This window comes from Pedobacter sp. BG31, assembly GCF_042464845.1.
In the GTDB taxonomy this organism is placed as follows: Bacteria; Bacteroidota; Bacteroidia; order Sphingobacteriales; family Sphingobacteriaceae; genus Pedobacter; species Pedobacter suwonensis.
In genome coordinates this window covers 1-12964 of the sequence record NZ_JBHNZK010000022.1, presented here as the reverse complement: position 1 = coordinate 12964, position 12964 = coordinate 1, and the positions used below count along the sequence as shown (strand labels likewise).

Genomic DNA, 12964 nt, shown 5'->3' with positions numbered 1-12964 from the left:
GAAGCTTTTGAATGGTATTAAGTCGTTTTTATTTTTTATAGGAGCAAAGATTTACAAGTGCACAGATTGGATTGTCGCCAATTCATCGATACTGTTATTTGCCAAATTATAAATGGGCGGCTCTGCAGCTTGCAGGTTAGAATTGAACTTTGCGGCATCAAGTTTAATTTCTTTAGGTACAATAACTGTTTTTAAACTGCTTTGGTCTGTATATGCCTGGGCGTGAATGCCGAATGCCGTATAAATGTGCTGCGGTGTAAGCACCTGCGCAGGTGTACCATCCCACCATTTGCGGCCATCTTTTAAAATGATCAGCCGGCTGGCATATTGGGCAGCAAGGTTAACATCGTGCAGTACCACAATAATCATATAACCTTTTTTAGCCATCGCAGCAGCGATAGACAGGGTTTGATGCTGAAACTGCAAGTCCATATTGTTAGTCGGCTCATCTAACAGCAATACAGCATCCGGGTTATCCCACAGTTGAGTCAAAACCCTGGCCAGGTGTACCCTTTGCTGCTCGCCGCCTGAAAGGCTAAGCATCGAGCGGTCTGCAAAATCAAGCAATCCGCAGAGTTCCATCGTTTCTAATACTGCAGTCTCGTCGTTTTTTGCAGATGGTAAGCCTCTAAAGCCATACCTCCCCATCATTACTACTTCTTTCACGCTAAAAGCCATAGTAATCGGGTTGTGCTGTTGCAGGTACGCCCTTTTGGAGGCCAGTATCTTTCGTTTATAATCCCGAAGATCATCTCCATATAGCATAATGCGCCCGCTATCGGGCTTCCGCTCACCAGAGAGTAAGCGCATCAGGGTAGACTTTCCGGCACCGTTCGATCCTAAAAGCGCAACCATTTCGCCCGGCCTGATGCTAAATGATATGTCTTTTAAGAGGGGCCTCTTGTTCAGTTTATAGGTAATGGATTCTACTCTAAGCATAAACCGGTAATTAATTAACTAATTTCTTTTTGTCTTTAATGAGGATGTAAAGGAAAACGGGACTACCCATCAGGGCAGTAACCACGCCTATTGGCAATTCGATAGGCTGTACGATTAATCTCGAAACCAGATCTGCCACGGTGAGTACCAACGCGCCCATTAATGCTGAGACCGGAAGTACAAAACGGTGGTCTACCCCGCCAATTAAACGTGTAAGGTGGGGGATAAGTAAACCGATAAATCCGATAATGCCCGAAACGGCAACCGAAGCACCTACGGCCATGGTGGCCATTACCACGACCAGGATTTTGATCCGGTGGGGATTCAGTCCGATCAGCTCAACCTGGTTTTCACCAATGGCAAACAAATTTAAACCTTTGGCTAAAAACGGGAGGCCAAACACGGCAATACATACGAAAGGAAACAAACAACCTACATTTTGCCAGGTGGCACCGCCCAGGCTACCCATCATCCAGAAAGTAATACTCCTCAGCTTCTGCTCATCGGCCAGGTAGGTAACCAATCCGGTTAATGCACCTGCCATGGCATTAATTGCAATACCGGCCAGCAGCATGGTCGGAACATTGGCCTGTCCGTTAACCTTAGAAAGGTTGTACACCAGCATAGCCGTAATTCCTGCGCCGGCAAAAGCACCAAAGGCCAAAAGATAATAACCTAAGAGCTGGCTTAAACCAGAAAATAAAAAGGTTTCAAAAGCAATAATCAGTACTGCCATTAAAGATGCACCTGCAGATATACCCACCAGGCCCGGCTCAGCCAGTGGATTCCTGAATATACCCTGGATGGCTGCCCCTGAAACGCCCAGTGCAGCACCAACCAATATACCTAACAAGGTACGTGGTAACCTGATCATCATAATTACGCTTTGGTTGATTCCATGATCGATACTTCCAAACAGCGTAAATCCCAGGTTATGGGTCAACGTGTCGATCACTTCTTTGATCGGAATGCGCATGGCGCCTGAAGCAAGCGAAAAACAGATGGAAACCATTAAGCCTGCGCTAAGTAATGTATATATTGATAACCGTCTCATTGGAAAATCTGGCTGTTTAAGGCTTTAATAGCTTCAGGTAAACGGTTGCCAAAATTGATGAGCAATGGACCATTCATCTCCACGATCCTTTTGTTTTTTCCGGCGTTGGTATAAGCTACACCAGGGAAATTTAAAAAGGATTCCTTTCCACCTAAACTCTTTAAACCAAAATCAAACATCAGAATCACATCTGGATTGCTTTTAATCAGCGCCTCGGTGGTGTAAGGTTTAAAATCGCTAAACTCCTGTATCGCATTTTTGCCACCGGCCAGTTTGATGAGGGCGTCTATGCTGCTCCCTTTTCCGGCCACATTCATAGTGCCTACACCGCGCGCATAAATAAATAGCACTTTCGGCACCTTAATGCCCTTTTTTAACTGACTCAATGTATTACGGATTCGCAATGTGGTTTGCTGTGCAAGTTGTTCACCCCGGGCTTTATCGCCAATGGCTGCAGCAACCTGCCTGATGAATTTGGTTGCACCATCAACCGAAAATTCCTGGCGGACGGGAATCACGCGGATGCCTAATGATTTAAACTGATAGAGGTTTTCTTTTGAAAAATCGCCTTCGGGAACCAGCACAAGATCTGGCCGATAGGCCGTAATGGCTTCAACAGAAAACGACCTGTTCCTGCTTACTTTCGGCAACCTGTTAATTTCTTCGGGCCATACGCTGGTCACGTCTGTTGCCACCAAATACTTGCCATACCCTAAAGCATATACGGTTTCGCTAATGGCGCTGCTTAAAGTAATGATACGCCTGGCCTGCGCCTTAACTGCTTGCAGACCAATTGAGAAATAAATGATGAGAAGTGTGGCGTAATATTTTTTCATGCTTAAACCTGCTACTTGATGAGACAAAAAAAGTATTTAATTAATCTAAATACAAGTGTTTCAAATTGAAATTGAGTAAAACTGAATCAAACATTCTGAAAAAAAAGTAAAGGCTTTTTGTATTTAAATATTTGATATTAAGATGTTTGTGTGTTATTTCATTATGGTTTTTCTGTTGATTTGGGCAAAAGAGGGTTTGAAAAAATACGTTTTGAACAAAATAAAATACGGATTGCACAAATTAAAATACGGATTGCACAAACCATTTTTGACGCTTAATTTGGATGTTTGCAGTGTTCTTATTTAGAATGATTAAAAATAATAACGCTGATGAAAAATAAACTATATCTACATAAGGTTAGCAAAAACACGCTTGCCGTAGGCCTGTTGCTTTTGACAGGGGCTTTTGCTTCCTGCAAGAAAGATGAAACAGACCAAAAAGACATTTTACAAGATGGTAAAAGCATCGTGATTACCGATCTGGCTGGTGATACGCAGGCGGCAATGGGTAGTGGGACTCCGGGTAAAGAAGTCCGGCCTTTTCATACTTTTCTTTTCCGATTGAGGGATCAGAAACAGATCTGGATTCGTAATGCAGCCGATACGTTACAATGGTTAAAAACAAAAGATTGGGATTTAGCTTTTACCGGGCCATACAACAGTGAGGTTTATGTAAACGATAAAGCTTATCCATATAACCCTGGTTTTGGCGGAATAGCCAATAGTGCTGTGATCATGTTGGAACAAAGTTATGATGCAGTTGTGCAGGCGCCAACTGACGAGGCTTTTGATACCAGCGATTTAACTAAAATCGGTTGGGCATCATCATCCAGCTCCAACGGGTGGTTTTTTTACAGCCTCAATACGCATATTATGCAGGCCATTCCCAACCGTACCTACGCCATCAGGCTGCCCGATGGCAAATATGCCAAACTCCAGTTAATTAATGCCTATAAGGGCAATCCGCCAAGTGTTACCGATTTAAACTGGCCTGCACCTTATTATACTTTCAGGTATTACGTGCAGCAGGATGGAAGCAAAAATTTACAGACCAGATAGAGATGAATACAGCGATTAACATAAACAAAAATACGCTTAAATGGGCTTCAGCCTGTTTAATATGGAGTTTACTTTTTACCGGTTGCAAGAAAGATGCAATCGTTTCGCCTGGGCCGGAAAAAGAACTTCCAACCCATACTGAAGGCGGTACACCATATTATAAACTGCAGCGGATAGAAAATTTAGCCGTAGAAACCGATGATGCGAATCCTACGGTAGCGCCAACAGCTGTTTTGTTCAGTTTAGAAACCAGGGCCGTTGTTCCTTTATTGTATGCCAAAACCAACCGTTGGGATATTGGCTTTAACGGACTTTACAACAGTTTTTTAAGTAGTAATAATGGTCAGTCGTCAAATAGTTTAGGCGCAGGAAGTACAGGTACGGGGGCGATTGCCGTATTGCAAAAGCCGTTTGAGGAGGTTACCGATGTTCCGGCAGATGCTACCTTAAGCATCAGTAAAAGCATTGGTACAGACGATGAAGGTGATTTTGGTGAAGGAACGGGATGGTACCTATACGATTTTGGCGGTACAAAGAGAGGGGACGGAAGTTACAACAAACAGCATGTTGCTTATGCTATGCCCGAGAAACGTACCATTGTTGTCCGTACCGCCAAAGGCGATTATGCGAAGATCAAAATGATCAGCTGTTATAAGGATGCCTTTACTGCAGATAAATGGTTTAGAAACACGCCACACATGTATTTCACTTTCGAATTTTTAATGGTGCCAAAGGGAAGTACAAAATTCGAAATTAAATAAACACACACGCTACTAATATTAATATTAAAATGAAGAATAAACTAATGCAATTGCTTTGTATCGCTTTAACCGTTGGCACGCTTGCCGCCTGCAAAAAAACAATAGGTCTGGAACCCATCCCTGCAAATAAAATCACCGAATTTAAAGTTGCCGTATCCGACGGAGATATTTTTGGTGCTATTGATGAGACCGACAAAACCATAACGCTTTATTTACCCTATTACTACGAACTGGATGTGATAGAGCCGGTTATCAAACTTTCTGCAGGGGCTAAGTTGAGTGAATCGCCTGCTCCGGTGGCGGTTTTGGATGCCCAAAAAACATATACCGTCATTGCAGCCGATCAGCGTACTTCTACCTACAAACTGATCATTAAACTTAATCAGATTTCGCCGTTGGCACTCACCGAACTATCCACGGCCACCAACACCTATACAACGGCAATTGGCACATATGATGTACGGGTACAAGGTAGTTTTAATATCGCTGATGTTAAAAAGATTAAGGCCTACCTGCTAGATAAAACCAATAAGGAATATGAGTTGGCGCCTAGTTCGGCACTGGGTACGCCAGGCGTATCAGTAGCCATGATCGGTGGTGTTAAAACTTACACTTATGGTTATTTACAGGTTCCGCAAACGCTGGATACCGGAACTTACAAGGTGAGGGTAAAAGTACAGGCCTTAACTGCAGAAATGAAATATCCGGTAAAAGTTGTTTATGGCAGGCCGGGAATTAATTACGGGCCGGTTACCGTTAAACAGGGAGAGACGTTCAAGATCAATTCTTCGCAGACGATATTACATGATTTCAAAGAATTTTATATTATGGTAAACGGACAGAAAACGTTATTGCCCATTGTTTCTTACACCCGTACGGAAGCTACGATCCGTGTTCCTGACACTGTGCCGCCAGGCGTATATACACCAACGGCAGCTTTTGGAACCTGGCCATTGCTTAGCCTGAACTGGGCAGTTACTGTTATGGCCAAATAACATCCATTTACCATTATCCACTTGAAAAACGATTGGGGAGATTATTCCCATTTAAATAACAAAAATCATAAATCTAAAAAAAATGAAAATGAAATTTTTAAAACTGACGTTTGCTGTTGCAACATTAGCCATAATAGGAACTGCCTGTAAAAAAGATGCCGTTCAACCCGATAACAAACTTGCTTTACAAAATACAACTGCTACGCTGGCTGTAGGCGCTACGGAAGCGGGTGTGGTAACCAATTCATCAACTTCACCTACCTCGTGGACTCCGGTTGGATACGATTTACTGAACAATGTGGTGGCAAGTACTGGCAACCAGGTTAATTTCGACAGCAACTTTAACGGAAACATTACCATTGCAGGTACCAATAACCTGGGTTATTATGATTCTCCATCAGTAACCAATGTTAGCGGCATTACTTTAGCTGATGTTTCTTCCGTTACGTTGGGTGCAATAACTACTTTGGGCAACAATACCAGTACAACTGTGGGCTGGTACAATTACAACAGGGTTACCCGTACCATTACACCTGTGGCGCAAAGATACGCTGTAGTGGGTAACGGTTCAACAATTGCCGGTTCTACCAGGCTTTATGTGGTTCAGCTTGATGGGGTAACCACCTCTGGTACCTATAATACCACCGTTGATTTCCATACTAAGCGATTAAAATAAGGAATAAATCAATCAGGGGAAATCCTTGATTGAATAGAAAAAGGGACGAAAACACGACTTATCGTCCCTAAAAATCATAAATAAACCCAAATAAGGGAATAATCCCAAATCGTTTTAAAAATATTAGCCTTGGCTAAGACCATATTTGCGGGTCGTAAAAAATGCAAATCTAATAATTATTGATTATGAATACAATATATAAACGCTTCTCTTCCAGTTCGTATTATCTTTTAATTTTATGCCTGTTCAGCATATTCGGTGCGTGCAAAAAGGAATATGAAGATTATCCTTACGCCGACATTGTGAGTTTTACGGTAAAAGATGCCAACGGAGAACCCGTTAAAGCCGTAATCGATGAAAAAAACCTGATTATATACTGGCCGTCGGGGCAGCCTGTACCAGATCACATTACGCCTAATATTGTGGTATCCGAAAGGGCAAGTATAAGTCCGGCTTCAGGCCAGCGTGTGGCTTTTGAGGAAACGACTAAGTTTGTGGTGACGGCACAAAACGGAACGACCAAAGCGTACATGATCAAAAAGGTGATCAATCAACCATTGCTCAAAATAAATATTTCATCAGGTGTTTTGGTTTATAACACTAAAAACTTTGTAAACAGAGGTAGCAATATTAATGTTACCGGCGATAATATTATTGCCGATAAAGAACAAACCAAAGCTTTTTTAGTAAATATTTCCAACAATACGGAAAGAGAAGTTGCAATTGCAACAATAACACCAATCGCACTCAGCGTAACGGTCGATAATACTGTGCCAGATGGTATTTATCAACTGAAGATTGTATCAGGGCTGAGAAGTGTGGTTTTAGAACGTTCATTCGGTGTTGCTAATGGCCGTCCAACCATTACACCTGTAGAATTAAGTGCCATAAAACTCACGTTAAAACTCGGGGAGGAGTTTGTGCTTACTGGTGCAAACAGGATTGAACTAATCAATAAATTTTCTATCCGCAATGTTGCCAATAAACAAATTTACGACTTGATGATCAAGGAAACCAAAACAGGTCAGTTAATCTTAAAAGTGCCTGATAATTTACCCACCGGTAACTATGATCTGTATAGCTATGATTATCCGGCAGGAGAATATTATGCTGCAGGTCGAATATCAGATTATTTTGACGACGCGATTACCATTACAAACTAAACTGTAGTGCAACGTTACATTAAGTTATATATCACGTTACTCCCGCTGATGCTGACAGCAGCTTCTGCCTGTAAAAAGGCAAATGTTGCTGTTGATGAGGCCGACGAGATTGTTTCGCCTATAACAGGTACGCGAAGCCAGCTGACGCTCGATTCTATCTTTTTATACGCTAAGCAGGTATACTTATGGAACGATGTACTGCCTGTTTATGCCGAATTTAACCCAAGGCAAAAATATGCAGGGGTCGGTTCTGATATCACCACTTTCAGGAAAGAGCTGTTTGATATTTCGCAGCTTAAAATAAATTCAGCTACCGGTAAACCTTATGAGTTGCCGGTTTATTTCGAAAATCCAAAATATTCTAACCTTCAGGTGGGAAAGAGCATGCCTGGAAGTACTGCTACCGTGGCAAATGCTGGTACTGCTGTACTTAGCAATAAAGTAATTATCAATGGAAATACGCTTGTAGCCTATCTAGCTTTAGGTTCGTTCCCTTCATTAAATAGTAGTAAAGCGGCCTTAGATCAGGCTTTTGCTGAATTTGCAGTTTCCAATCCCAAGGTGATTATAATCGACCTGCGGAGCAATGGAGGCGGTTATCTCGAAACTGCAGAATACGTGGCCGATTTAATTGTGCCCACCAGCCTGAATGGTAGAGTGATGTATAGTGAGGTATTTAACCCATCTATGCAAAACGGCAGCGCAAAAATACTGAAAAATCAACCTTATTTAGATGCCAACGGAAAAACAGCTATTTACAATGGTCGCCTTGCCACCATGGCCGATGTAGATTATACCATTGCGGGCAATACCTATAAATTTAATAAAAAAGGAAGTTTACAGACTGTCAAATCTATATATTTTATCGTTTCGGGCAATACCGCTTCGGCCAGCGAAATGCTGATCAGCAGTCTGAAACCTTATTTTGATGTTAAACTGATCGGAGAGAAAACATACGGAAAACCCGTAGGCTTTTTCGGAATTAATATCGATCAGTACAGTGTTTACCTGAGCAGTTTTTTGATCAAAAATGCCAGTGGTTGGTCGGATTATTTTACAGGCATGCAGCCAGATGTAATGATAAAAGGAGTAGATAATCCAGTTTTGGGTGATCCAGATGAACTGTGCTTAAATGCCGCACTTTCGCTGGTTAACGGAACTGGAACACTAAATGTAAGCAAGCTGGCCACTACAGGTAAAACTACCAATGTTAAAGCTGACATTTTGCAGGTAAATAATATAGAAAGCGTAATGCTTGAAAACAGGTTAAGATTAAGAAAATAAACAGGAAGGGATAAATCCCAGTACTACAACGATAAAAATAAACATGTTTAAACTATTTACCATTATATTTTTTATTGTGTTTTTTCATGCTAAAGTGGCCGCGCAAGATTATGGTAGCTTAAAAGGCACAGTTACAGATGGTCGGGGTAAGGCTTTAAGCGGTGCAACCGTACGCCTCGAACCGGATGGGCATAGCACCGAGACGAACGCATCAGGGAATTTTAGTTTTACAAAGATATTTACAGGTAATTATAGTATGGTGGTAACCATGGTTGGCAAAGCAAGTTACCAGGTCAATATTAAAATTACCAAAGCTGTTAATCACCTGGTGATTAAACTATCAGATGAAGTGCAAGAACTTAACGAGGTGGCCGTATCTGAAAATCGTGTTGCTCCTGATCATCTGCTGAAACTGGAACGCAGTGCCATGCCGGTTACAGTAATCAGCAGGCGTACCATCGAACTAATGGGCAGCCGAAGATTGGATGAGGTATTAAAAGAGCAAACAGGCATTGCCATTGTAAACAACATTGGCGGCGGCGCCCGTTCAGTTGGCGTGCAGATGCAGGGTTTTAGTAGCGAATATGTGATGATATTAATTGACGGACAGCCTATGGTTGGTCGCAACAGCGGAAATTTCGATTTATCCCGGATCAGCGTTTCCAATATCGAAAGGATTGAGATCGTTAAAGGTGCTTCGTCTTGTCTCTTTGGCAGCGAGGCCCTTGGCGGGGCGATCAACATTGTTACCCGCTATGGTGCGCTACAGCCGCAGGCATTGATTGCAGCCAGTTACGGAAGTTTAAATATAACTGATATAACCCTGGAGGGCGAAACACCATTTGCATCGCAACGGGGCTCGGCCAACCTGTCTGCAAATTATTACCGTACCGATGGTTTTAATACCAATCCAAAGTACATTCGGCAGGGAACCACAGCACCGCCTTATGATAATTATGCTTTGCAAGGGAGGGTGAGGTACCGTTTAACTCCAGGCAGTACGCTGGGGTTTAGCGGCAGGTATGGCTTAAGGAAATCGTTTATGTCTAAAGATTTTGGTTTGGGCATTATCTCCGGCGACAGTCAGGACGAGCAGGATTTAAATCTTTCAGCCACTTTCGATCATCATTTCCGGTCAGGGTTGCGCAGCATGAGCCGTTATTATTATACCAATTTCCGATCAGATCAAAGCGTAGATTGGCAGCAAACACATAGTGGCATCGCCAAAGATGTTTTTGTGCAGAACCTGCATCGTTTTGAACAGCAGTTTGCCTATGGCGTGAATAAAGATCTTAAATTTACGGGTGGTTTGGGGGGAAGCGTCGAAACGATGAACGATGTTTCACTAACCAATCCGGGTTCGGTAAACAATGCTTTTGCTTTTTTACAGGGCGATTGGCAACTGAACAGGAACCTTGGATGGGTTGCAGGACTACGCTATGATTTAACCAATGCTTATGGCAGTAAGCTGAACCCCAGTTTAGGCCTGCAATATAAGATTATGCCGACATTAACGTTGAAGACGGGCGCCGGTACAGGATTTAAAGCGCCGGATTTTAAATCAAGATACCTGGTGTTTTATAATCCGGCGGCCAATTATCTGGTAATAGGCAATGAAGTGCTGAGGCAAACGTTAAACAACTTAGATAAGCAGGGACAGATCAGTGAGATCAGGACTTTTCTGCTTAACCAGCTCGATCAGAACTTGCAGGCAGAACGAAGTACATCCTTAAACCTGAGTCTGGAATGGAAACCTAAAGACAATATCAAGTTGGAGGCAGGTGTTTTTCAACATAGTTTACGGAATCAGATCAACAGTATACAGGTAGCAACGGGTACCGGAAATCGTAATATCTTTACCTATCAAAACCTGCCAAAGGCTGTAAATAAGGGATTAGATTTGTCTTTTGCCATTAGTCTGGTTAAAAATCTGGAGCTGAGTGCAGGTTACCAGTACCTGATTGCCAGAGACCTCAGCGTAATCGACAGCATTAAAGCAGGCCATTACCCCTACAACCAGAACATCCACGATCCGGCAACCGGAAATTCTTATGCACCAAAGCCTGCTGATTATTGGGGGATCGAAAACCGGTCGCGGCACATGGCCAACTTCAAGGCATTTTATAACTACCGCCCCTGGGATACCAGTTTTAATATCCGGATCAATTACAGGGGTAAATATCCATTTGGGGATCGTAATGGAAATCAGTTTATCGACCGTTATGATACTTTCGTAAATGGCTTTTGGATGCTCAATGCAGCTTTCGAAAAGAAGTTGATGAAACAACATTTAAGCATCAGGCTTACCGTAGATAATATTTTAAATTATACCGATCCGCTTATGCCGGGGCAGCCCGGACGAATTGTACTGGCCGGATTAACCTATCGTTTATATAAAGATTAATTATTCAATTACCATTAATTACAGCACATGTTAAGTACCAATATTAAAGAGGCTACCAAAGTTGCACATCAAAACTTAGAGAAACAAGTTGTTTTGAAGTTAAAAGCCATCAGGAACAATGTAGATTATGCGGATCTCCTGAAACATTTTTATGCTTATTTCAGCCATATTGAAAAAACCATCAAACCATATATTACCGAATCCATCCTGCCTGATTATGCGCAGCGTAGAAATTCGGAGTATATCAAAGCTGATATTTTGGAACTTGGTAGCGATATTTCCGGGCTACCTTATACAACGGTACCAAAAATCGAAAATACGGTGCAGGCATTAGGCGCCTTATATGTACTGGAAGGTTCGATCATGGGGGGAAGCATCATTGTAAAAATGCTCGAAAAAGGAGGGGTTAACCAGGGCGTTTCTTTCTTTTCCGGCTATGGTGAGGCTACGGGAATGATGTGGGGTAATTTTATTGCTGTTTTAAATGCGCAGGCCAAAACTGAGCAAGAAGAAGAACAGGCCATCAACGCTGCAAATGAAACCTTTAAACATTTTGCCCATGTTTTCGAAAAAGAAAAGGCGGATACGGTTTAACCTAAAGTGAAGAGATAGCCCTGAAGAAAATTGATTCTCCCAGTGACGGGTAGTCGAACAATAATCTTTTAAAAGCACTAATGATTTATCTTGATTGGGAGCGCAAGGCCTTATGTATGTAGGGGAGCGTGTTCCCGTCTTTTGCTTTTACGCTTCGCTGCCTCGTACCTCGTTGCTGCAGGGTAATGCTGCAGCCGGGGCTAAGTGGCCTCGGCTGCGTTTTATATTAAAGGTGGAAGGGCCCATAAAACTTGCTCCTAAACCCAAGGGGCAGTATCCCGATTTTAAATCGGATTCATTTAGTGCCTGTCCCAAAATAGGGCGATGCCGTGTAAAAAAAAATGAAAACAAAAACTAATTAGAGCGATAACAGCCAGTGTGATACAATGAAACCGATTGTATTGTACTATCTTTGTGTTGATCTCTATGGGTGTTTACCGTTCATATTCTGACAGCGAATTGGCATACTTGTTAACTCAGGGTGATGATCTTGCCTTTACCGAAATTTACAACCGCTTTTATGGATTACTTTTTATCCATGCCAGCAGGCGTTTAAATGATGAAGAAGAAGCGAAAGATGTTTTGCACCAATTGTTCGAGTCGCTTTGGGTTAAGCGTATGCAGGTAGCGCCTGATGGTAACCTCTCAGCCTATTTGTATACAGCCGTACGTAACCGTGTGCTGGATGTATTTGCTCATCAAAAAGTAGAAAACAGATACGTTGATTCTTTGCAGGATTATATCGATCAGGATCATGTGCTGACCGATTATATGGTACGTGAAAAACAGATGGCCAGGTTAATAGAACAGGAAATTGATGCTTTGCCGCCCAAAATGCGCGAAATTTTTATTCTGAGCCGTAAAGAAAATAAATCTCATAAAGAAATTGCCCTGGAATTAGGTCTTTCTGAATTAACGGTTAAAACACAGGTTAAAAAAGCACTTCGAATTCTCAAATCGAGATTAGGACTGGTTATTTATGTGGCTTTTTTATTTAAAAATTATCACTAATGTTCTTTTAGTATAATTAATCCATGCCTTTTTTTGTTTAATTAAGGCTGTCAAGAAATTATTTTATATAAAGTATATTAAATATTTACAATTAATTTTGCAAGATTCTTTCCAGTTTCATTTTCAACTTTAAAGTGACTGATAAACAAGTCGAAGTTAGTAATTCGGTCTTGCAGATTCTGTACATA

At 41.9% G+C, this 12964-nt stretch carries 12 protein-coding genes; 9 read left to right on the top strand and 3 right to left on the bottom strand.

Annotation, left to right across the window (positions count from 1 at the left end; genetic code table 11):
* Nucleotides 1-51: 51 nt before the first annotated feature.
* Genes ACFE6N_RS20350 through ACFE6N_RS20340 form a run of 3 tightly spaced genes read right to left on the bottom strand, consistent with a single transcriptional unit; the run spans nt 52 to nt 2829 of the window.
* Complete coding sequence (locus ACFE6N_RS20350; protein WP_407951665.1) at nt 52-954, bottom strand: heme ABC transporter ATP-binding protein; 903 nt, start codon at nt 952-954, stop codon at nt 52-54.
* Entirely contained in the window at nt 950-1993 is a 1044-nt protein-coding gene (locus tag ACFE6N_RS20345) for a FecCD family ABC transporter permease (protein WP_378939519.1), read from the bottom strand. Before ACFE6N_RS20345 ends, ACFE6N_RS20350 begins: the two co-directional genes overlap by 5 nt.
* Nucleotides 1990-2829 (bottom strand): hemin ABC transporter substrate-binding protein, encoded by an 840-nt coding sequence (locus tag ACFE6N_RS20340; RefSeq protein WP_378939517.1) that lies wholly within the window; start codon nt 2827-2829, stop codon nt 1990-1992. Before ACFE6N_RS20340 ends, ACFE6N_RS20345 begins: the two co-directional genes overlap by 4 nt.
* Before the next feature lie 330 nt (nt 2830-3159).
* Here ACFE6N_RS20340 and ACFE6N_RS20335 point away from each other — a divergent pair, with 330 nt between their 5' ends.
* The 9 genes from ACFE6N_RS20335 to ACFE6N_RS20295 all read left to right on the top strand — a co-directional run bounded on the left by ACFE6N_RS20335 (nt 3160) and on the right by ACFE6N_RS20295 (nt 12776).
* Nucleotides 3160-3888 (top strand): HmuY family protein, encoded by a 729-nt coding sequence (locus ACFE6N_RS20335; RefSeq protein ID WP_378939514.1) that lies wholly within the window; start codon nt 3160-3162, stop codon nt 3886-3888.
* Nucleotides 3889-3890: 2 nt separating this feature from the next.
* A complete protein-coding gene (locus ACFE6N_RS20330) occupies nt 3891-4649 on the top strand; it encodes an HmuY family protein (protein ID WP_378939512.1) in 759 nt (252 codons plus the stop codon).
* 29 nt (nt 4650-4678) lie between these two features.
* Nucleotides 4679-5644: a hypothetical protein gene (locus tag ACFE6N_RS20325; RefSeq protein ID WP_378939510.1), complete on the top strand. Its 966-nt coding sequence runs from the start codon at nt 4679-4681 to the stop codon at nt 5642-5644.
* 88 nt (nt 5645-5732) lie between these two features.
* Complete coding sequence (locus ACFE6N_RS20320; protein WP_378939508.1) at nt 5733-6320, top strand: hypothetical protein; 588 nt, start codon at nt 5733-5735, stop codon at nt 6318-6320.
* A 185-nt stretch (nt 6321-6505) separates the two neighbouring features.
* Nucleotides 6506-7483: a hypothetical protein gene (locus tag ACFE6N_RS20315; RefSeq protein WP_378939506.1), complete on the top strand. Its 978-nt coding sequence runs from the start codon at nt 6506-6508 to the stop codon at nt 7481-7483.
* A 6-nt stretch (nt 7484-7489) separates the two neighbouring features.
* Nucleotides 7490-8767, top strand: coding sequence for a S41 family peptidase (locus tag ACFE6N_RS20310; RefSeq protein ID WP_378939504.1), 1278 nt, complete (start codon nt 7490-7492; stop codon nt 8765-8767).
* A gap of 43 nt (nt 8768-8810) precedes the next feature.
* A complete protein-coding gene (locus ACFE6N_RS20305; RefSeq protein WP_378939502.1) occupies nt 8811-11171 on the top strand; it encodes a TonB-dependent receptor domain-containing protein in 2361 nt (786 codons plus the stop codon).
* A 27-nt stretch (nt 11172-11198) separates the two neighbouring features.
* Nucleotides 11199-11765 (top strand): biliverdin-producing heme oxygenase, encoded by a 567-nt coding sequence (locus ACFE6N_RS20300; RefSeq protein WP_378939500.1) that lies wholly within the window; start codon nt 11199-11201, stop codon nt 11763-11765.
* Nucleotides 11766-12161: 396 nt separating this feature from the next.
* Nucleotides 12162-12776 carry an RNA polymerase sigma factor gene (locus ACFE6N_RS20295; protein ID WP_378939498.1) on the top strand — a complete coding sequence of 205 codons (615 nt, stop codon included), beginning with the start codon at nt 12162-12164 and terminating at the stop codon, nt 12774-12776.
* The last annotated feature ends 188 nt before the right edge of the window (nt 12777-12964 follow it).